The 21,642-nt window shown below is 65.1% G+C and carries 15 protein-coding genes and 1 pseudogene; 6 read left to right on the top strand and 10 right to left on the bottom strand.

The features are described from left to right. Window positions 1–297 precede the first annotated feature (297 nt). From AC1DYX_RS12100 to AC1DYX_RS12090, 3 genes and pseudogenes are all read right to left on the bottom strand, one after another. Window positions 298–903 carry a PEP-CTERM sorting domain-containing protein gene (locus tag AC1DYX_RS12100; protein WP_477259050.1) on the bottom strand — a complete coding sequence of 202 codons (606 nt, stop codon included), beginning with the start codon at window positions 901–903 and terminating at the stop codon, window positions 298–300. A gap of 280 nt (window positions 904–1,183) precedes the next feature. After that, window positions 1,184–1,294 (bottom strand): annotated as a pseudogene (locus AC1DYX_RS12095) (PAAR-like protein); the annotation flags it as partial. A gap of 569 nt (window positions 1,295–1,863) precedes the next feature. Beyond that, window positions 1,864–2,229, bottom strand: coding sequence for an energy transducer TonB (locus AC1DYX_RS12090; RefSeq protein WP_477259049.1), 366 nt, complete (start codon window positions 2,227–2,229; stop codon window positions 1,864–1,866). Between the two features lie 507 nt (window positions 2,230–2,736). Here AC1DYX_RS12090 and AC1DYX_RS12085 point away from each other — a divergent pair. From AC1DYX_RS12085 to AC1DYX_RS12075, 3 genes are read left to right on the top strand one after another with little or no spacing between them, the layout of a single operon-like run. Continuing rightward, window positions 2,737–3,810 carry a hypothetical protein gene (locus AC1DYX_RS12085; protein WP_477259048.1) on the top strand — a complete coding sequence of 358 codons (1,074 nt, stop codon included), beginning with the start codon at window positions 2,737–2,739 and terminating at the stop codon, window positions 3,808–3,810. Next, a complete protein-coding gene (locus AC1DYX_RS12080) occupies window positions 3,803–5,011 on the top strand; it encodes a cation:proton antiporter domain-containing protein (protein ID WP_477259047.1) in 1,209 nt (402 codons plus the stop codon). The genes AC1DYX_RS12085 and AC1DYX_RS12080 overlap by 8 nt, the downstream gene beginning before the upstream one ends. Next, the gene (locus AC1DYX_RS12075; protein ID WP_477259046.1) at window positions 5,008–6,219 is read left to right on the top strand and encodes a YbdK family carboxylate-amine ligase; all 1,212 of its coding nucleotides are present in this window, start codon (window positions 5,008–5,010) and stop codon (window positions 6,217–6,219) included. Before AC1DYX_RS12080 ends, AC1DYX_RS12075 begins: the two co-directional genes overlap by 4 nt. Window positions 6,220–6,246: 27 nt before the next feature. Here AC1DYX_RS12075 and AC1DYX_RS12070 read toward each other — a convergent pair whose 3' ends face one another. From AC1DYX_RS12070 to AC1DYX_RS12040, 7 genes are all read right to left on the bottom strand, one after another. Continuing rightward, window positions 6,247–6,621, bottom strand: a complete 375-nt coding sequence (locus tag AC1DYX_RS12070) for a YXWGXW repeat-containing protein (RefSeq protein ID WP_477259045.1) — start codon at window positions 6,619–6,621, stop codon at window positions 6,247–6,249. A 276-nt stretch (window positions 6,622–6,897) separates the two neighbouring features. Then, entirely contained in the window at window positions 6,898–7,224 is a 327-nt protein-coding gene (locus tag AC1DYX_RS12065) for an energy transducer TonB (protein ID WP_477259044.1), read from the bottom strand. Window positions 7,225–7,318: 94 nt separating this feature from the next. Then, window positions 7,319–9,118: a methyl-accepting chemotaxis protein gene (locus AC1DYX_RS12060; RefSeq protein ID WP_477259043.1), complete on the bottom strand. Its 1,800-nt coding sequence runs from the start codon at window positions 9,116–9,118 to the stop codon at window positions 7,319–7,321. Between the two features lie 374 nt (window positions 9,119–9,492). Then, window positions 9,493–10,482, bottom strand: a complete 990-nt coding sequence (gene dusA, locus AC1DYX_RS12055) for a tRNA dihydrouridine(20/20a) synthase DusA (RefSeq protein WP_477259042.1) — start codon at window positions 10,480–10,482, stop codon at window positions 9,493–9,495. A 224-nt stretch (window positions 10,483–10,706) separates the two neighbouring features. Further along, window positions 10,707–11,507 (bottom strand): hypothetical protein, encoded by an 801-nt coding sequence (locus tag AC1DYX_RS12050; protein WP_477259041.1) that lies wholly within the window; start codon window positions 11,505–11,507, stop codon window positions 10,707–10,709. Between the two features lie 149 nt (window positions 11,508–11,656). Continuing rightward, window positions 11,657–12,661 (bottom strand): sulfate ABC transporter substrate-binding protein, encoded by a 1,005-nt coding sequence (locus tag AC1DYX_RS12045; RefSeq protein WP_477259040.1) that lies wholly within the window; start codon window positions 12,659–12,661, stop codon window positions 11,657–11,659. A gap of 177 nt (window positions 12,662–12,838) precedes the next feature. Further along, on the bottom strand, window positions 12,839–14,041 hold the full coding sequence (locus AC1DYX_RS12040; protein ID WP_477259039.1) for a sigma-54 interaction domain-containing protein: 1,203 nt from the start codon (window positions 14,039–14,041) through the stop codon (window positions 12,839–12,841). Between the two features lie 256 nt (window positions 14,042–14,297). On the opposite strand from AC1DYX_RS12040, the gene AC1DYX_RS12035 reads away from it, so the two are divergent. From AC1DYX_RS12035 to AC1DYX_RS12025, 3 genes are all read left to right on the top strand, one after another. Beyond that, window positions 14,298–15,548, top strand: coding sequence for an MdtA/MuxA family multidrug efflux RND transporter periplasmic adaptor subunit (locus AC1DYX_RS12035; RefSeq protein ID WP_477259038.1), 1,251 nt, complete (start codon window positions 14,298–14,300; stop codon window positions 15,546–15,548). After that, window positions 15,545–18,649: an efflux RND transporter permease subunit gene (locus AC1DYX_RS12030; protein ID WP_477259037.1), complete on the top strand. Its 3,105-nt coding sequence runs from the start codon at window positions 15,545–15,547 to the stop codon at window positions 18,647–18,649. The genes AC1DYX_RS12035 and AC1DYX_RS12030 overlap by 4 nt, the downstream gene beginning before the upstream one ends. Continuing rightward, window positions 18,646–21,642 (top strand): efflux RND transporter permease subunit (locus AC1DYX_RS12025; RefSeq protein ID WP_477259036.1); only part of this gene is annotated, 2,997 nt, incomplete at its 3' end. The genes AC1DYX_RS12030 and AC1DYX_RS12025, both read left to right, overlap by 4 nt.

Below are 21,642 nucleotides of genomic sequence, written 5' to 3'. Positions count from 1 at the left end.
GCCCAGTCTTGACGACACGCGCGTGTTGGGTGTTCTCGTCCCTGTAACAGGCACGGCTTATTTTGCCGAAAAAACTTTCAAACGCCGGCGAAAGTTTTCAAAAAATCCCGGCTAGTTAAGCTGTGTCCATTTTCCACCCCAGCAGTTGCTCGGCGCTGCCCCCGTCATGCCGACTTTCTGCCATTCCAAGGACGTCTACTGAACTCGTGGCGATTCAGTGCAACTCTTCCGAACAAGAGTGTCCGAAAATCTCAGGCTACCTCACGACTACCGCGCGACGGCGCAGCTGCACCGGCCCTAAGATTTACGACGACGCGTGTAGGCCATACCGCTCAGCGCCAAGCCCAGTAGGGCAAGGGAGCTGGGCTCGGGAACGGTAATGCCGGGCCTGGCGAGTTCGAAAATGGCGTAGTCGACAAATTGATTTGTCGTGGTATCAAAGTTGCTGAGCTGAGGTGAAAAATTAGCGACCCCATCTGTAAAGGCGGGAGAGGTGTTGATGGAAAAAGCAGTGGCCACGACCGTACCCGATTCGGGCAAGTATGGAATTAGTGTATCGCAAACAATTGTGGATGTGCAGCCGAGTATCTTGGAAGGATCACTGTCAAATTGTCCCATGGCGCTATCAAGGAATACTTGGTCGAGCAGCGCCTGGGCCGCCATCCCAGCTTCGGCCTGAGTATTGAATGCAAACGCCGACGCATTACAACCGCTAAAGAGCGAGTTGCAACTACCCTCGGCAAAGGTGACGTTGTACAGGGTTCCGCCCACGTCCACGTTTTGGGCGCCGGTCAGGATCCCCGATGAGTTGATTTGAAGCGTAACAGGAACAGCGCTGGCGTGGGCAGCGTACGAGAAAGTGCAAGCAACCAGTGCATTGTGCAGGAATTTAGCGATTTTCATAAGCTCCTCGTTTTCGGGTACGAACGATATGGCCAAGCCCTGCGGCTTTGGCTCGGAAATGACCGGTAGCAGTCATCATTTGCCTTAAAAGCATGGAGCGTACCTGAAAATAACCCCCCTTGAAAAACAATGAATTACCAAAACGCATTGAGGCGCGCGTCCTATTCTTGTAAGGAAACCCGACAGGCTCCTGTCGAGAACAGCATGCTCCAAGCGCGGGGCGTGTTTTCTCTTTTCCACTCCATTTCCTCCCTTGACTCCGACACTACCACCGGCATCCTCATGGCACTGCCGTACTCGCCTGCCCTGCCACCAGAATCTGAATTACCCCACCCCAACCGCACATCAACTTCGAATCCATGTTCAGCGCCGGCATATTCCCGATCGCGACGGTCGGCGCTCCGACAACTCACATCTCCGCCGGCCTTATAAACCAGTTACAAATAGCGTCAGCTCGGCCTTCGCTCGATTTGCTCAACAAAGCCGTATGCTCCCATCCCTCCAACACCTTGCCTCCGTGTGAAGTGATGTCCCCTTTCCGAATGATCGCTCTCGCAGCCAATTTTTCCTTGGCGTCAACAAATGGAGCTTGTCATTACAACTCACTACCAATCTACCAGTCTTGCGCCATCACAAACCCTGCAGTGAAAGATTCTCGCTGCTATAGCCGTCAGATCAATTTTGCACAGTGCCACCGCCACGACAAGCCTGCCTGCTCGCGGGTTCACTCGCGCTGTGTGCCGTCCGCCCCGTGCCGTCGCTGTCGGCGGGCCACAAGCCGGCACCGCTTAAAACGCCCGCCATCGCCGACTTCACAGCCTTGTTTGGAACATGTTCGAATTTTCCAACGTCGGAAATTGAAAAAGCCACCGTGTATATAGGTGGCTTTTTTGTATGTGCAACTGAATATCGCTGGCCGCCACTGGTGCCCCGGCAGCCATCAACGCGCATACATCGCCATCATTGCGCCACCCACTTGTATTGCACCGTGGTCCACTCGGATGCGCTGTCGCCGCTTTTCGATTCCGTTCCGAACTTGCAGCTGTAACCGGCGCGTAGCGAGGCCCTGTCCAGCGCGCGGTAGCCGCTCGACTCGACCACTTTGGCCTCGTGCACCTCCCCGTCCGCGCCGACTCGCACGGCCAGGCGAACGTTCCCGTGCATGCCCTCCTCCTGCCAGGTCGCGGGGTAGTAAGGAACGACGCAGTCGGCCAATTTGTGATGCGTGGATGGTTCGGTGGATTTGTCGGTGTTGACTGCGTTCGCGGCGGACGCGGTGAGCAACAGGGTGGAAACGACAGCAACAATACGAAGTTTGGCGATCATGATGAGCTCCAACAGGTTGGGTTCGAGAAGTATTGCTCTGGTACGACTTGAATATAGTGCAGTGCAGCATATGTTAAAAATTTATTCTTTGAATGCCAGACATGTGCATTTCAAATAACATTGTTCACCTCACTCTGATGGACTTGCGCCATCGCAGCGGCGCTGATGCGTAAACACAACCGTTTTCGCTGACCCAACCGTACGCCGCCCCGTCCGTAGATAGTCTAAAATGCATGGCGGAAATGTACGCAAGACAAGCATATTTGAGCAAATGAATTATTTGCCCTATACTTGAGTCTTTACACACCAAGAACGAGCGGCAGGCAATGCGTTGACCTGGCCGCCATGCGGCACCGCCGCAGCGCGGATGCACCCGAAGCATCCACTCTTTCAACGGGTCCAGACGCGGCAACCAGCGCCGCACTGCGACCGCATGCCTCCGCGCGCCGGACGGATCCAAGCTTTCTGCCGCACCGCGCCGAGGCCTTTCAACGAGGGCCGATCTTCATGACCCCAACACGACCATCGCACCGGCACCGCGCCGACCGGTTCCGCCTGTTTGCATGCACGCTCGCGCTGTGCGCCGTCCTCCCCGGACCATCGCAGGCGGCGGCCCGCAAGCCGGCACCGCCCAAGACGCCCGCCATCGCCGACTTCACGCAACTGAGCGGTGCGCGGCCCGGCGACTGCGCGGCTCCCGCCAACCCGGCCTTGTCCGGCATGGGCGAACCGACGATGCGCCGCTGCGCCTGGAGCCAGCGCGTGGAGATGCTGTTCTGGCGCGCCATCCCGACGCCGGCCGCCACCTGCCTGCCGCCGGCCGCCATCGCATGGCACCGCCTCACGCAAGCCGTCCACGCGGATGCGCCGCCGTGGCACAACACGTGGTCCGGCAAGACCGTGACCGTCAACACCGCCGGCAACCAGCAACTGGCCGCGATCTGGCGCAACGACGACGGCCAGTGGTCCGCCGCGCTGTGGCGCTGGCAACCGTCGGACAAACCCGTCACGCGCGACTGGCAACAAAGCCACTGGAACGACGTGGCCAAGGCCGCGCAAGCCATCGACGCCGGCAATCCGCAGCCCGCCGCATCTCCGTTATTCGTCGCCTGGCGCGACGCGTCAAGCGGCAAGCCGCGCGTACTCGATGGCGACACGTGGCGCTGGGTGACCGATAAAACCTGCCTGCGCCTGGAAACGTCCGGCATCAGCCAGACCCGCATCCACCTGCCGTATTCGCGCGACGATGCGCGGCTGGAGCAGCGCAGCGGCATGCAGGTGCTGCTGGCGCGCCGCTTCCCGAATGCCGAGTGGCTGCAGCCGTTCACGCTGCTGGAGCCGGGACGTCCGGGAGACCGCACCGGTGCGAAATTCATCGCCGTGTGGCGCGAAGGCGCCAGCGTCACGGGACAGCTGTGGATCCCGCTGCGCGACGATGCCGGCATCGTCCGTGCGCGCATCGTCAGCGATCTCGCGCCGGCGCCGACGGAACGCCAGCAGCAGCAGGCGAAGCTGCGCGCCGACGTCATCGAGCGCGAGCTCACCGCGCTCGCCCACGCGTGGGAGGTGCGCCATGAATGACGAACTGTCCACGCCCCTCTGGCTGCTATCGCCGCTGGCCGTGCTGGGCGCCGGCCTGATGCTGGCGTTCGTGATCGGCCTCACGCTGCAGCGCTTCAGGATTCCAAAATTGTATGGCGCCGTGATCGCGGGCCTGCTGCTCGGCGCGAGCGGCGGCGGCTTCATCGACAGTGCGCTGCTGACGCAATTCCAGGAACTACTCAACGGCGCCGCAGCGCTCGTGCTGTTCGAGGTCGGGCGCAAGATGGACCTCGCGTGGCTGCTGCGCAGCGGCCGCCAGGGCGCCTGCCTGTTGCTCGCCACGCTGGCCCGCGGCGGCGCGGCCGCCGTCACGCTGGGCCTTCTCGGCCTGCCGTGGAGCGCCGCGATCTTCATCGGCTCGATCCTCATCGCCGTCAATCCCGTCATCCACAGTTCGATGGTGGCGGACGAAAACGCGAGCGGCACTGGCACCTTCGCCACCTCGAACATGGTCGGCCTGAGTAATCTCGTCGCGCTGCTGGCGCTCAGCGTCACGCTCGCGTGGACCCGCACCCACGGCGTCGACGCGAGCGGCGACTTCTGGACGGAGCTGTTGCGCCAGGGCGGCAAGCTCGTGGTGGGCGCCCTGATCGCCGTCCTGTCGTACGGTGTGTATGCGCTGGCCACGCGGCTGTGCAAGGTGCCGGCGACGCTGCGTCCCGGCATGCTGCTGGCCGCGCTGCTGATCGACCTCGGGCTGTGCTCCGTGATGTCCGCCAGCGCCCTGCTCTCGCTGCTGCTGATGGGCGTCCTGCTGCGCAACGCCGAGAAGCGCGACAACGTGTTCCAGGCCCAGTTGAAGACGGCGCAGGACATCGGCTACGTGCTGCTGTTCCTGATGTCCGCGGCGCTCGTCGACCTGCAGGAACTACTGCACGGCTGGACCATCGTGGCTGCGCTGACCGTGTTCGCCGTCCGCCTCGCGGCCACCCGCCTCGCGCTGTRGCCGGGCAGCGCGTGGGATACGCGCAAGCAGCACGCGATGACGCTGTCGATGTGCTCCCTGGTGAGCTACGGCGGCCTCGTCGTCGACAACACCCTGAATGCCTACACCGGGCTCGATGCGACGTCCACCGCCGTGATGGGCGCGCTGCTGGCCCTCAACGTCCTGCTGGCGCCCGGCCTGACCTGGCTCGGCCTGCACTATGCCGGCGAAACCTATCGAGGAGGAACGCAATGAGCGAACTGATGAACGATGAAGCCCTGAGCAGGCTGAAACACGACGCGCAGGCGCAAGCTGTCTCGGGACAGGGCCCGGCCTTCCTGCCCGACTTCAAGGCATCGACGGTGGGCACGATGGGCATCGAGCTGGAATTGATGGTGCTCGACCGCCTGACGTTCGACCTGTTCCCGGCCGCCCCGGACATCCTGCGCCTGCTGGACAAGCACGACAAGCCGTGGGTGCACACGCCCGAGATCACGACGTCGATGCTGGAAGTGGCCACCGCGATCCTGACATCGTTCGACGATGCGGCCGAGCAGCTGGAGCACATCCGCACGACGGTGCAGCGTGCCGCGTTCGACGTCGGCGCATCGATCTCCGGCGGCGGCGCCCATCCCTTCCAGAAGTGGAATGAACAGCGCATCTACCCGAAGGAGCGCTACTTCGCGTCGGAACGCAAGTTCGGCTATCTCGCTAAACTGTTTACGGTGTTCGGCATGCACGTGCACATCGGCGCGGGCACGCCGGACGAGGCCATGCACCTGTGCTCCTGGCTGACGCAGCGTGCGCCGCTGTTCATCGCGCTGTCGGCCAATTCGCCGTGCTGGCAGGGAGAAGTATCGGGCTTCTGCAGCTCGCGCAGCAACGTCGTCGGCGCCTTCCCCATGAGCGGCATCCTGCCGTACGAGATCCGCACCTGGGACGACTTCCGCGCCCACTTCGACGAACTGGCCGGCCATGGCATCGTCAACAGCATCAAGGACTTTTACTGGGACGTGCGACCGAAACCGGAATACGGGACGATCGAACTGCGCGTGCTGGATACGCCGCTGAGGCCCGTCTACGCGGCAGCGCTGGCGTGCTATGCGCGCGAGCTGTGCCTGGAATGGGCCGACCAGCCGGGCCGCTGGCCCACCAGCGCCAGCCGCGAGCTGTACATCTGGAACCGCTTCAATGYGGCGCGCGACGGCGTCGAGGCCACCTGGATCGATCCGGAGTCAAGCGCGTCGATGCCGGTCGCGCAGGCGATCCGCGCCGACCTCGAACGGCTCAAGCGCCGCTCGCAGGATCCCGGCTTCGGCAAAGCCTGCGAGGTGATCGAACACCTCATGAAGGATGGCGGCCAGGCGCGCTGGCTGCGCGCCCACCTGGCTTCCGGCGGCGGCATGAACGACCTGGCACGCATGGCCAGCGAGTTGTTCGAGGACGGCGCGGCACTGGCCTGACGGTCGGCAGGGCGCGCCGCGCACGGGTCACGAGCGGTTCGGATTGTCCGGGCGGCGGTCGACGCGGTTCGGCACGCCGTCGCCGTCACGGTCGCCGCGGTGCCAGCCGCCGCGCACCATCTCCCAGCCGCGGTCGCCCTGGCGCCACTCCTGACGATGCCAGACATAGCCCGGGCGCACACGCTCCCAGTGGCCGCGCACCCAGACGTAGCGGTGGCCATTCCAGTTCCAGTAGCCCGGCGCCCATTCATAGCCATGGCGGGCCGCCGGCACGACTTCATGGCGCGGCGGCGGCGGCGCGGTGCGGACCACGACGACATCGCCCCGCGCGAACGCCTGCGACGGCAGGACGGCGGCGGTGCTGATCAGGGCTGCGGCGGTGGCAACGAGTATGCGTTTCATGGTGCTCTCCTTTCGTTTCGAAGTGAGACCACTATAGCGATCCGGCGGACGCGACGGCGGCATTGAAGCAGACGCTTACAACCGAAACATCGCGCCACAGAGCGGTAACAGATTGCCCCGGACGACCGCCGGAAGGCAAAAAAGGCGTCCCCGCAGGAACGCCCTTTTTGCTTTCGGATGCCGCCAGGCCGCCGGTCTCGTGCGCCGCCGGCGAGATACCGGGGACGCAGAGCCACACCTGGGCGCCGAGCCTGGCCGGCCGGCACCCGCAGACGATCAATCCAGCTTCCAGGAATAATCGACCTTGGTCCAGGTCTGGGCCGGCGCGCCATCCTTGGTGCCCGGCTTGAACTTGCAGGCCGCCAGGCCTTTCAGCGCTGCCTTGTCCAGACCTTTGAAACCGCTCGATTTTTCCAGCTTCGAATCGGACACCGAGCCGTCCGGATTGACCAGGAAGGACATCGACGTCACGCCCTGCTCTTCGTTCATCAGCGACGCCTTCGGATACTCGACCTTGCACTTGGACGGATCGAACGAAGCCGGCACTTCGCCTGCGCAAGCCGAACCAGCGATACCCGAGGCCAGCAGAGCCATCAGGCTCATTGCAAATTTCTTATTAGACATAGTTATTCCCCCCGAAAAACACAGTTTTTTTTGATGCCGGCGCGGTCACCGGCGCTGGACGAGCCGTCCTGGCTCAGAATTCTTCCCAATCGTCGCTGGCGGCGGCCGCTGCGACTTTCTTTGCCGTCGATGCCTGGGCGGCATCGGCCTTGTGTTCATCCTGGACCGGCGCCTTGGCCGTGGGCTTGGCCTTCGCCTGCATCTTCTCCGGACTCTGGGCCGGCTTCTTCAGCTGCGGCCTGGACTGGCTGACGACGACGGCGCGGGTGGCGACCGCTGCCGGTGCCGGCGCTGCCACCGGCTCCTCGCCTTCGGCCAGCTTGAAGATGCTGACGACGCGCTGCAGTTCCGCAGCCTGGTCCTGCAGGCTCTGGAAGGCGGCGGCGGCCTGTTCGACCAGTGCGGCATTCTGCTGGGTCATGCCGTCCATCTCGATGATGGACAGGTTGACCTGTTCGATACCGGCGCTCTGTTCGGCGCTGGCGCTGGCGATGTCGCTCATGATGTCGGTGACGCGCTTGACGCTGGCGACCACCTCGTCCATCGTATCGCCGGCCTGGCCGACGAGTTTGCTGCCGCGGCCGATCTTCTCGACGGAGTCGCCGATCAGCTGCTTGATCTCTTTCGCTGCCGCAGCGGAACGCTGGGCCAGGTTGCGCACTTCCGAGGCGACGACGGCGAAGCCGCGACCCTGTTCACCGGCACGCGCCGCTTCGACGGCCGCGTTCAGCGCCAGGATGTTCGTCTGGAAGGCGATGCCGTCGATGACGCCGATGATGTCGGCGATCTTGCTTGCCGAGCTATTGATCTCGCCCATCGTGCCGACGACCTGCGACACCACTTCGCCGCCCTTGCGTGCCACGTCCGACGCGGTGGCGGCCAGGTGGTTCGCTTCGCGGGCATTGTCCGCGTTCTGTTTCACGGTCGACGTCAGTTCTTCCATCGCCGACGCGGTCTTCTCCAGCGAGCTGGCCTGCAGTTCGGTACGCGACGACAGGTCGCTGTTACCGGCGGCGATTTCACGCGATGCCGTGGTGATGGTGTGCGTACCGCGACGCACCTGGCTGACGATGTCGACCAGGCTGTTACGCATCTGCTTCATTTCGGTCAGCAGGCTGCCGCGATCCGACGACTTGGTGTCGATGGCGATCGACAGGTCGCCTTCGGCGATGCTGCCGGCGATCTTGGCGGTATAGCCCGGCTCGCCGCCCAGTTGCTTCAGCAGGCCGCGGGTGATGACTGTGGCGGCCACGATGCCCATCGCGACGGCCAGGGCCAGCAGCACGAGCATGAAATTACGGGCGCTGGCAAAAGCGGCCTGGGCGTCTGCCTGGGTCTGCGTATTCAGCTTGTCTTCCAGCTTGCCCAACTGGTCGAGCGCATCCAGCCATTTCTTCTGGGCCGGACGGATTTCCTTGACCATCACGCGGGTTGCGTCCATCGCGTTGTTGGCCAGATAAAGTGCCGATGCCTTGGCGATGGCCGGCATGGTGGCGCCTTCGGCTTCCTTGACCTGGTTCAGCAGGGATTTTTCTTCAGCCGTCGCTTCTTCCGAGAACTTGGCGGCCAGCTTGCCCTGCAGGGCATCGTACTTGGCGGTCTGTTCCTTGAAACGGTTCAGCTCCGGTTCCATGTCGGCCGGATCAGTCATCAGGGTCAGCGTGCGCAGCGACGTGACGCGCTCACTCACGTTGTTGCGCATGTCGACGACGAGACGGGTGACGACGTTGTTGACATTTACGACGTGATCGAGCCGGTTCTGGATTTGCGCCATGCGCAGGATGCCGACTACGGTGACCATGACCAGCAGCACGAGCACGAGGGCAAAGCCCAAGCCCAGACGCACGCCGACCTTCATGTTTGCAAGATTCATTCCTTAATCTTCCCTGTTTTAAGTGATCTGACCCACCGGCTGTTGCGCCGGCGTCGCCTCTTTTTTTAACAGAAAGTCCATCTTCTCTGTGGACTCACATATTTCCGTCAGGATAAATCAAAACTGCTGATTACAGACAGAAAACATGCGTCACTGTAATTATGTTTCACCACAACAACAGGATTAGATGTCGTGCAAGGAGAAGAGCCTGAATTATCGGTCCATTCTTGCCGATGAGCAAGGAAAACGACGTGTTCGATTTCACAGTTGCATCATTTTTTGTCGTTGATTTTGAACAACCGGCCGTCGCAGGCGGCCGGGGTAGGAAAATAACGATGACTCAGGCGATGCGTCCGGGGCAGGAACACACGGGCTCAGGCGGCCAGTCGCAGCCGGCCGGCTGCTTCAAGGAGGAGTTCGGGGTTACCGGCAGCCAGGCGGCGCGCATCGGACAGCATCTGGCGATACCCGCGCGCGCCCGGCAGCCCGGCCATCAGGCCCAGCATGTGGCGCGTGATGCTGTTCAGGCGCAGGCCCAGTGGGCCGTAGCGCTCGAGTTCGGCGTGAATATAGGGAATCATGGCTTCCAGGACCTGCTCGCGCGTCTTCGAAGGCGTCGCATCGCCATAGAAGCGCGCATCCCAGCCGGCCATGACATACGGATTATGATAGGCCTCGCGCCCGATCATGACGCCGTCCACGTGCTGCAGGTGGGTAGCGATCTCGTCGTCGGTCTTGATGCCGCCGTTGATGATGATCTCGAGTTCCGGGAACTCGCGTTTCAGTTGGTAAGCGATTTCGTAGCGCAGCGGCGGAATCTCGCGGTTTTCCTTCGGCGACAGCCCCTTCAGTACCGCATTGCGCGCATGCACGATGAACGTACGGCAGCCGGCATCGGCGATGGTGCCGATGAAGTCGCGGACGAAACCATATTCCTCGTTGTAGTCGATGCCGATGCGGTGCTTGACGGTGACGTCGATGGAGACGGCGTCGCGCATCGCCTTCACGCAATCGGCGACGAGCTTCGGCTCCTGCATCAGGCAGGCGCCGAACGCGCCCTTCTGCACGCGCTCGGACGGGCAGCCGCAATTCAGGTTGATCTCGTCATAGCCCCACTGCTCGCCCAGCTTCGCACTCTTCGCCAGGTCGGACGGATCGCTGCCGCCCAGTTGCAGCGCGACCGGGTGCTCGACATCGTCATAGCGCAGGTGACGTTCCACGTCGCCGTAGACCAGGGCGCCCGTCGTCACCATCTCTGTATATAGCCACGTGTGTTTCGTGATCTGGCGGTGGAAGACGCGGCAATGGCGGTCTGTCCAGTCCATCATGGGTGCTACACTTAATGTTCTTTTACCGTACTTCATCAAATTATCTGTTTCCGCAGAATTCCTCGCTGACCTACCCATGACCACGGTCTATGCATGAGAGCGGGCACGGTAGCACGCCTGGTGGCGTTCGCCACACAAGTCAAAAGCTCACTTTGGAAACTTTGCTAACGAAGGCAGGCCCGGGAGGTCGAGGCTGAGATGGATGCCCGGCGGTTCGCGGACATGCGGCATCTTACCTCAAAGTGCGGACGCATCCCATCTCAATGCCCCAGCAGCATCTTTGCCACAGGCAGCCAGGCCGGCCACAGGTACAGGCCCACATGGATCACTTGCCAGCCAAAACTCCAGACAATGCCGACCACCCAGGCCGGATGCAGGCGTCCGCGGGTCAGCAAATCGTAGACGCCAATGCCGAGCGCAAGCACGTCATTGGTCAGATGCAGAATGAGGAACGTCGCCCAGAAACTCTGCCCCCAGTAGCCYAACGGATAAGCGGCACCAACCGCACCGCCCAGCCAGCGCGAGAAGCCCGCCGTGCTCAGTTGCAGGATCGCCAGCAGCATCAGGCGCTTGTGCGCGGCCACCCGCTTGCGCAGCACGATGGCTGCCACGCTCAGGCCGACGAAGCCGATCGTATCGCCCAGCTGGACGCTGAAAAATGCGGGATCGCTGCGCGGCGTGCCGAAGTTCAGGTTCTGGATCGTGTAGGCGGTCAGCGGGCCGACGACCGCGAGCACGCCAACGCCGAACGCCAGCGCGATGCCCAAGCGCCGGTGCAGATCTGTCTTCCCAATGCGGACGAGCAGGATCTGCATGGTGAACGCGACCAGCCACGTAACGAACACGGCGGAGTGCACGTGCAGGATCGTCGGATAAGGCGGGTCATTGCGCGCGATATGCTGCGCGATTTCGCGGCCGAAGCCGATGACCATGCCGATCCAGATCAGCGTGATATAGACGAGGAAGAGCGCACCGTCGGCCGGGTGGGTGGGTGCGAATGCGCGGCGTGGCCGGAGCGGTTCGGTGGCTGCGTCTGAAAACATTGGGGCCTCGAAATGCAAAATCCTATGCCCATGCATTCCTTATGACAATTATGAAAACCGCTACATCGCCTAACACTTTTGATGCAACTTATGCATGATAAATTTTCAATATGCATACGGTCCGTCCGGGACAGGCGACGCACCCTGCCCCGGAAGAATCGGATCGTTTATTTACCCGCCTGATACAGCTGATCGAACGTACCGCCATCCGCAAAGTGCGTCTTCTGCGCCTTGGTCCAGCCGCCGAACACGTCGTTGATGGTGAACAGGCCCACTTTCGGGAATTGCGCCGCGTACTTCTGGCCGACCTTCGCATTGATCGGACGATAGAAATTCTTCGCGATGATTTCCTGGCCCTCGTCCGTGTACAGGAATTGCAGGTATGCGTCCGCCACCTTGCGGGTGCCGTGCTTGTCGACGACCTTGTCGACGATGGAGACCGGCGGCTCGGCCAGGATGCTCTGCTTCGGCGCGACGATTTCGAACTTGTCCGGRCCCAGTTCCTTGATGGCCAGGATGGCTTCGTTTTCCCAGGCGATCAGCACGTCGCCGATGCCGCGCTCGACGAAGGTCGTCGTCGCGCCGCGGGCGCCGGAATCGAGCACCGGCACGTTCTTGAAGAGTTTCGAGACGTAGTCACGCGCCTTCGCCTCGTTGCCGCCCGGCTGCTTCAGCGCGTTGCCCCAGGCGGCCAGGTAGTTCCAGCGCGCGCCGCCCGACGTCTTCGGGTTCGGCGTGATCACTTGCACGCCCGGCTTGATCAGGTCGTTCCAGTCGTGGATGCCTTTCGGGTTGCCCTTGCGGACGAGGAAGACGATGGTCGAGTTGTATGGCGAGCTGTTGTGCTGCAGGCGCTTCTGCCAATCCTTGGCGACCAGGCCGCGCTCGGCGATCTCGTCGATGTCCCACGCCAGGGCCAGCGTGACGACGTCCGCTTCCAGGCCGTCGATGACGGAACGGGCCTGCTTGCCGGAGCCGCCGTGCGAGGCCTTGAACGTGACGTTGTCGCCGGTCTGCGCCTTCCACTTGGCGGCGAATGCCTTGCCGACGTCCTGGTACAGCTCGCGCGTCGGATCGTACGACACGTTAAGGAGAGTGATGTCGGCGGCATGCACGGTGGGGGCGACAAGTGCGACGGTCACGACGGCCTGGATCAGTTTTTTTAACAGCATTTTAGTTTCTCTCTTTCAAGGGTTCTGGAAGTCACAGGTTAAGCACGGCACATCGAACGGACAACGAATACTTTTGGGCTTGTTTATCCGTTTTTTTCATATCCGGCGCGGCATGCGGACGTGACGAAACAGGGTGCGCGACACGTGCCGCGCACCCTGTTCACGACGCCACCGGCGTCACAGCAGATCGGATTTTTTCAGGTAGGTCCGCAGGATGTTGCGGCTGATATTGAGCTGCCTGGCCGTGCGCACCTGGTTGCACAGGTTGTGGCGCCAGGCGTCCTCGGCCAGCTGCAACACCATGTTCTCGAACTCGATCGTGCGGTCCGAATGGAGCAGCAGCTGCCAGGCCTGGCGCAGCTCCGCATACGTGCCCTCGCCGGCGGTCAGCGCCGGCCGCGGGGTGTCCGCCGGCACGGCCTCGCGCGCCGGCGCGGGCGGCGCCTCCACCACCGGGGGCGGTGTCGCGGCGCCCTGCATATGCCAGCTCGGCAGGTGCAGATCCGCGGCCGTGATCACGCCCTGCTGACACACGAGCAGCGCGCGGTGGATCACGTTTTCCAGCTCGCGGATATTGCCGGGCCACGGATACGCCAGCAGTGCCTGGTCGGCTTCCGGCGTGACGACGGGGTCGGCCACGTGCAGGCGCTGCGCATACATCTGCAGGAAGTGCCGGGTCAGCGGCAGGATGTCGCCGGCGCGCTCGCGCAGCGGCTTCAGCGGTAGCGTTATGACCTGCAAACGATAAAACAGGTCTTCGCGAAAGCGCCCCGCGCGCACGGCCTCGGCCAGGTCGACGTTGGTCGCGGCGATCAGGCGCACGTCGATCGGAATCGGCTTGCGGCCGCCCAGGCGCACCACCTCGCGCTCCTGCAGCACGCGCAGCAACTTGACCTGCATCGCCAGCGGCAAGTCGCCGATCTCGTCGAGGAACAGCGTGCCGCCGTTCGCGGTCTCGAACCAGCCGGCCTTGCTCTGCTGCGCGCCGGTGAAGGCGCCGCGCTCGTAGCCGAACAACTCGCTTTCGATCAGCGTCTCGGAAAACGCGCCGCAATTGATGGCGACGAAATTCGAGTGACTGCGGCGGCTCAGCGCATGCACGTGGCGCGCCACCAGTTCCTTGCCGGTGCCCGTCTCGCCCATGATCAGCGCCGTGGCCTCGCTCGGCGCGATGCGCTTGATCAGGTCTTGCAACGCGCGCGACTGCGGGTCGGAGAAGACGAAGGCCGTGGCGCGGATCAGCAAGCTCAGTTGCTGCGATTCGCGGAAGGCGATCAGCGTGGGGCTGTCGGCCTTGCCGAAATCCGGCGCGGCGCTCGTTGCGGGGGCTGCGGCACGCGGCAGGTCGGCGGTCTTGTGGTGTAGGGTCGTCAGGCTCATGAGCCCAATATAGCGTCCGTATGCACGCCGGGAGAACGAAGATTACAGCATTTGCTTATTCGGCAACGCACCGACGGGCATGTTGCTGGTGACCGCGCAGATCATTGTTGAGGATCCAGCACGCCGCGCCCCCGCCTGCTGCGAATCGAACAGCAATCCCCCTCCTCCACCGCCGTATTGCAGGCATGGTTGTTGCACATAGACCACGATCGACAGGCCGTCGCATTTCGACGATGGCCGCAACCAGGACTAGGGAATGCAAAACAACAAACGATGGCGCCTGGCCGCGGGCGTACTCGGGCTGGCGGCGTGCGTGGGCGCGGCGGGCTATTACTGGCAGGCCCGGACGGCCTTTGGCCCGAAAGAGAAAACAGCAGCGGATGACCGCAAGGGTGGGCGGCCCGTGCCGGTGGGCGTCGCGGCGGCAGAGAGGCAGGACGTGCGCGTCGTGCAGGGCGCGCTCGGTACCGTCGTGCCGCAGGCATCCGTCGTCGTGCGTGCGCGCGTCGGCGGCCAGCTGCAGAACGTGCTGTTCCAGGAAGGACAAATGGTCAAGGCCGGCGAGCTGCTGGCCGAAATCGACCCGCGCCCGTACACCGCGCAGCTGACGCAGGCAGAGGGCCAGCTCAAGCGCGACTTTGCCCTGTTGAAGAATGCGCAGGCCGACCTCGCGCGCTACCAGGGCCTGCGCGCGCACGACGCGATCCCGGAACAGCAGCTCGACAACCAGGCCGCGCTCGTCCAGCAATACCAGGGAACGGTGCAGGCGGACCAGGGCGTCGTCGACAACGCGCGCCTGCAACTGGGCTTCACGCGCATCACGGCGCCCGTCTCGGGCCGCATCGGCCTGCGCCAGGTGGACGTCGGCAATATCGTGAATCCGAACGACGCGGCGGGCCTCGCCGTGATCACCGCCGTGCAGCCGATCGCCACGCTGTTCTCGCTGCCGGAAGACCAGTTGCCCGCGATCGCCGCGCACCTGGCGGACGCGCAGCGCCAGGGCCGCGTGCTGGCCGTGGAAGCGTGGGACCGCGCCGGCACGCGCAGGCTGGCGCAGGGCCGGCTGCAGACGATCGACAACCAGATCGACCCGGCCACCGGCACCATCCGCTTCAAGGCGCAGTTCGCGAACGCGGACGGCGCGCTGTATCCGAACCAGTTCGTCAACGTGCGCCTGCTGGTCGAGACCCGGGCGGGCCTCGTCGTCGCGCCCAGCGCCGCGATCCAGAGCGGCAACCAGGGGCCGTTCGTGTACGTGGTCGGGGCCGACCAGACGGTCGCGCTGCGTCCCGTCACGCTGGGTCCCGTGGATGGCGACCGCACGGCAGTCACGGCCGGCCTCGACGCCGGAGAGCAGGTCGTCGTGACCGGCGTCGACCGCCTGCGCAACGGCGCCAGGGTCATGCTGCCCGGCCCGCGCGGCAAGGACGGCGGCAAAGAAGGTAGCAAGATCGGTTCCACCGCACTCGACGAACGCGCCGGCACGCACCGGGAGTCAGCGGGATGAACCCGTCGCGCGCCTTCATCCTGCGTCCGGTGGCGACCTGCCTCCTGATGCTGGCCGTGCTGCTGTCCGGCCTCCTTGCCTACCGGCTGCTGCCGCAATCCGCGCTGCCCCAGGTCGACTATCCGACGATCCAGGTCACGACCGGCTATCCCGGCGCCAGTCCGGACGTCGTCGCGACGGCGATCACGGCGCCGCTCGAACGCCAGTTCGGCGCGATCGCCGGGCTGTCCCAGATGTCGTCGTCGAGTTCCGGCGGCGCGTCCGTGATCACGCTGCAGTTCGCGCTCGACGTAAGCCTCGACGTGGCCGAACAATCCGTGCAGGCGGCCATCAACGCGGCCGCCGCCTACCTGCCGCAGGACCTGCCCGCGCCCCCCGTCTACAGCAAGGTCAATCCGGCCGACGCGCCCATCCTCACATTGGCCGTGCGCTCCGACACCCTGCCGCTGACCCGCCTGCAGGACATCGTCGACACGGCGATGGCGCCGAAGATCGCGCAGGTGACGGGCGTCGGCCTCGTGAGCCTGGCCGGCGGCCAGCGCCCGGCCGTGCGCATTCGGGTCAACCCGGCCGCGCTGGCGGCCTACGGCATCGGCTTCGACCAGCTGCGCGCGGCCATCGCCGCCGCCAACTCGAACCAGGCCAAGGGCAGCTTAGACGGCCCGCTGCAGGCCGCCGCGCTGGACGCCAACAGCCAGCTGCGCAGCGCCGCGGAATACCGCCAGGTGGTGCTGGCCATGCGCGCCGGCAACCCGGTGCACCTGGCCGACGTGGCCGACGTGCGCGAAGCGCCCGAGGACCTGCACCTGGCCGCCTGGGCCAACTACAGCCAGGCCATCCTCGTCAACATCCAGCGCCAGCCGGGCGCCAACGTGATCGACGTGGCCGACCGCATCAAGGCGCTGCTGCCGTCGTTGCGCGCGGGCCTGCCCGCCAGCGCCGATCTGACGGTGCTGGCCGACCGCACGACGACGATCCGCCAGGCCGTGCACGACGTGCAGTTCGAACTGGTGCTCGCGATCGGTCTCGTCGTGATGGTCATCGCCCTGTTCCTGCGCAACGTGGCCGCCACCCTGATTCCCAGCCTGGCCGTGCCGCTGTCGCTCGTCGGCACGTTCGGCGTGATGTACCTCGCCGGCTTCAGCCTGAACAACCTCACGCTGATGGCGCTGACCATCGCCACCGGCTTCGTCGTCGACGACGCCATCGTCATGATCGAGAACATCGCGCGCCACGTAGAAGAAGGCGCGACCCCGCTGGAAGCCTCGCTCAAGGGTTCGAAACAGATCGGCTTCACGATCATCTCGCTCACGTTCTCCCTGATCGCCGTGCTGATACCGCTGCTGTACATGGCGGACGTCGTGGGCCGGCTGTTCCGCGAATTCGCGATTACGCTGGCCGTCGCCATCCTGATCTCGGCCGCCGTATCGCTGACCCTGACGCCCATGCTATGCGCCCGCCTGCTGCGCCACCGGAAGCCGGCCGCCGATCCCTTCTTCGACGCCGTCCTGAAACGCTATGGACGCGTGCTGGAATGGGTGCTGCGCCACCAGCGCGCCACGCTGGCCGTCACGCTGGGCACCGTGGCGCTCACGGGCCTGCTGGCCTGGGGCATCCCGAAAGGCTTCTTCCCGGCCCAGGACACCGGCGCGATCCAGGTAATCACGGAAGGGCCGCAGACGACGTCGTTCGGCGCGATGGCCGAGCGCCAGCAGGCCATCGCGCGCGTCATCCTGCGCGACCCGACGGTGGCCAGCCTGTCGTCGATCGTCGGCATCGACGGCGTCAACGCCACCGTCAACAGCGGCCGGCTGCTCGTCAACCTCAAGCCGCACGAAGACCGCACCGAACGCGCGCCCGCCGTCATCGCGCGCCTGCGCGCGGCCGTGGCCGGCGTGCCGGACATCACCGCGTACTTCCAGCCATTGCAGGACCTGACGGTGGAAGACCGCGTCAGTCGCACGCAATACCAGTACCTCGTCGAGAGCATGGATGGCAACGCCCTGGCCGAGGCGCTGCCGCAGCTGACGGCCGCGCTGCGCACGCTGCCGCAACTCACGGACGTCACGAGCAATGTGCAGGATGCCGGCCTGAAGGCCTACCTGGACATCGACCGCGACGCCGCAAGCCGCCTGGGCGTCTCCGTCGCCGCCATCGACGACGCCCTGTACAGCGCGTTCGGCCAGCGTTTGATCTCGACCATCTTCACGCAGACGAATCAGTACCGCGTGGTGCTGGAAGCGCAGCGCGGCGGCGACAGCGGCCTGAAGGCGCTGGACACCATCCACGTGAGCGGGACGGCGGGCCGCCAGATCCCGCTCGGCACGCTCGTGCGCGTGCGCGAGATGCCGGCCAACCTCCTGATCAGCCGCGAAAAGCAGTTCCCCGCCGTGACCATCTCGTTCAACCTCGCCCGCGGATATTCGCTGGGCGACGCCGTCGCCGCCATCGAGGCGAAACGCCAGTCGCTCGACCTGCCGGACAGCGTGCAGACGCGCTTCCGCGGCGCGGCGCTCGCCTTCCGCGCGGCGCTGTCCAACGAAGTCTTCCTGATCCTCGCCGCGCTGGTGACGATGTACATCGTGCTGGGCGTGCTGTACGAAAGCTTCGTGCATCCCCTGACGATCCTGTCCACCCTGCCCTCGGCCGGCATCGGCGCCCTCCTCGCGCTGTGGATCAGCGGGCATGACCTCTCCGTGATCGCCATCATCGGCATCGTCCTTCTGATCGGCATCGTGCAGAAGAACGCCATCATGATCATCGATTTCGCGCTGGATGCGCAGCGCAGCCGCGGCATGCATCCGCGCGCGGCGATCTACGAGGCCTGCCTGCTGCGCCTGCGTCCGATCCTGATGACCACGCTGGCCGCGCTGTTCAGCGCCGTGCCGATGATCTTCGGCAGCGGTCCCGGCGCCGAGCTGCGCGAACCGCTCGGCATCGCCCTCGTCGGCGGGCTGCTGGCCAGCCAGGCGCTGACCCTGTTCACGACGCCCGTCATCTACCTCGCCTTCGACCGCCTCGGCCGCCGCTTCGCGCGCGGCGCGCGCCGGGAACAGGTCGTCCGGCCGGGCGAAGCCCAGGTGGTGGAGCTGCGCGCGTGAACGGGTCGGCCTTCTTCATCCGCCGGCCCGTCGCCACGATCCTGCTGACGCTCGCGATCGCGCTGCCCGGCATGCTCGCCTACGCGTTGCTGCCGCGCGCCGCCCTGCCCCAGGTCGATTTTCCCACGCTGAGCGTGCAGGCCAACCTGCCCGGCGCCAGCCCGGAGACGATGGCGGCCACGGTCGCCACGCCGCTCGAACGTGTGCTGGGACGCATCGCGGGCATCACGGAAATGACGTCGTCCAGCACGCAGGGCACCACGCGCATCAACCTGCAGTTCGACATCGACCGCGACATCGACGGCGCGGCGCGCGACGTGCAGTCGGCCATCAACGCGGCGCGCGCACTGCTGCCGGCGATGCCGGGCAATCCGTCGTACCGCAAGTCGAATTCGGCCGGTCCGCCGGTCATGACCTTCGCGCTCACGTCGGACACGCAGACGCAGGAGCAGCTGTACGACATCGCGTTCACGGTGCTGGGCCAGAAGGTCTCGCAGGTGAAGGGCGTGGGCCAGGTGAACGTCAACGGCAGCTCGCTGCGCGCCGTGCGCATCGAGGTCGATCCGAACGTCCTGAACCAGTACGGCATCGGCCTGGAACAGGTGCGCCAGGCGCTGGCCGCCAACAACGTCAACGCGCCCAAGGGCTTCGTCGAGGACGCGCAGCGGCGCTGGCAGCTCGACGTCAACGACCAGGCGCGCCAGGCACGCGACTACCGCGACCTCGTCGTTGCCTGGAACAAGGGTGCGCCGGTGCGCCTGGCCGATGTGGCGCGCGTGCGCGACGCCGTGCAGGACGTGCGCAACGCCGGCTCGTACGGCGGCAAGCCAGCCATCATCATCGCCGCCTTTGCCCAGCCGGGCGCCAACGTGATCGCCACCGTCGACGCGCTGCACGCCCTGCTGCCGCAGCTGCGGCGACTGGCCCCGGCCGGCGTCGACGTCGAGGTGGCCATCGACCGCAGCACGACCATCCGCAAGTCGCTGGCGGAAGTGCAGGAAACGCTGGGCATCGCCGTCGCGCTGGTGGTGGCCGTCACATTCCTGTTCCTGCGCAACGGCCGCGCAACGCTTATCCCCAGCATCGCGATTCCCGTCTCACTGCTGGGCACCCTGGCGATCATCTGGCTGCTCGGCTACAGCCTGAACAATCTGTCGCTGATGGCCCTGATCATCTCGACGGGCTTCGTTGTCGACGACGCCATCGTGGTCGTGGAAAACGCCGTCAAGCACATCGAGGCGGGCATGGCGCCCGTCGCCGCCGCGCTGCGCGGTGCGAAGGAAGTCGGCTTCACGGTGCTGGCGATGAGCGTGTCGCTCGTCGCCGTGTTCATTCCGCTGCTGTTCATGGGTGGCATCGTCGGGCGGCTGTTCCGCGAGTTCGCCGTCACGCTCTCGCTGGCGGTGCTGATCTCGCTCGTGATCTCGCTGACGACAACGCCGATGCTGTGCGCGCTGCTGCTGCGCCCCGTCGACGCGCACGCCGCGCCCGGCCGCTTCGGGCGCGCGCTGGACCGCGTGCTGGCGGGCTATCGCCGCACGCTCGAATGGACCTTGCGCCACGCGCGCTTCACGCTGCTGCTGCTCGCGGCGACGATCGCGCTGAACGCCTGGCTGTACACGATCGTGCCGAAGGGTTTCTTTCCGATCCAGGACACGGGCCGCCTGATGGGCGCGTTCCAGGCCGACCAGAGCACGTCGTTCCGGGCGATGCGGCAAAAGATCGACCGCATGCTGAAGATCCTGCGCACGGACCCGGACATCGACAATTTTTATGAGTACTCGGGCGGGTTCGGCAGCCAGCAGACGAATACGGGTACCGTGTTCGTGCGCCTGAAGCCGCTCGCGGAGCGCAAGGCGAGTGCCCAGGAGATCATGGCGCGCCTGCGCCCGAAACTGGCGGGCGTGCCCGGCATCTCGCTGTTCCTGTCGTCCAACCAGGACCTGACGATCGGCGCGCGCACGAGCGGCGCGCAATACCAGTACACGATGCTGTCGAGCGACCTGGACGCCCTGCGCAGCCTCGCGCCGCGGCTGCGCGGCGCGCTGGCGCGGCTGCCCCAGCTCACGGACGTCAACAGCGACTACCAGGACAAGGGCCTGCAGACGCAGCTCGTCGTCGACCGCGCCGCCGCCGCGCGCCTCGGCATCACGGCGCGTCAGATCGATGCGGCGCTGAACGACGCGTTCGGCCAGCGCCCCGTCTCGACGATCTACGAGCCGCTGAACCAGTACTTCGTCGTCCTCACCCTGCTGCCGCAGTTCACGCAGGACGCGGCCGCGCTGAACCACGTCTACCTGGTCGGAGCAAGCGGCGCGAAGGTGCCGCTGGCTGCGATCAGCCACTGGGAAAACCGGACGGCGCCGCTGGCCATCAACCACCAGGGCACCGCGGCCGCGGCGACCGTCTCGTTCAACCTGGCGCCCGGCGTCACCTTGGACCAGGCCGCGGCGCTCGTCGACAAGGCGTTCGCCGGCCTGAATCCGCCCGACACCGTCAGCGCCCGCTTCGCCGGGGCCGCCCAGGTGTTCCAGGATTCTCTGGCCACGCAGCCGTGGCTGATCCTGGCGGCGCTGCTGTCCGTGTACATCGTGCTCGGCATCCTGTACGAGAGCGCGGTCCACCCGCTGACGATCCTGTCCACCCTGCCGTCGGCCGGCGTGGGCGCCCTGCTGGCGCTGATGGCCTGCGGCACGGAGTTCTCGCTGATCGCCTTCATCGGCGTGATCCTGCTCGTCGGGATCGTCAAGAAGAACGCGATCATGATGATCGACACGGCGCTGCAGCTGGAGCGCGACCAGGGGCTGGGGCCGGAAGCGTCGATCCGCCAGGCCTGCCTGCAGCGCTTCCGCCCGATCCTGATGACCACGCTGGCCGCGCTGTTCGGCGCGCTGCCGCTGGCGCTGGGTGCCGGCGACGGCGCCGAGCTGCGCCGGCCGCTGGGCCTCGCCATCGTCGGCGGCCTGCTGTTCAGCCAGGCGCTGACGCTGTAC

The sequence above is a fragment of the Massilia sp. P2_C2 genome, assembly GCF_056404615.1.
The sequence above is the reverse complement of the archived record's forward strand: the minus strand, read 5'-3'. Positions and strand labels throughout refer to the sequence as shown.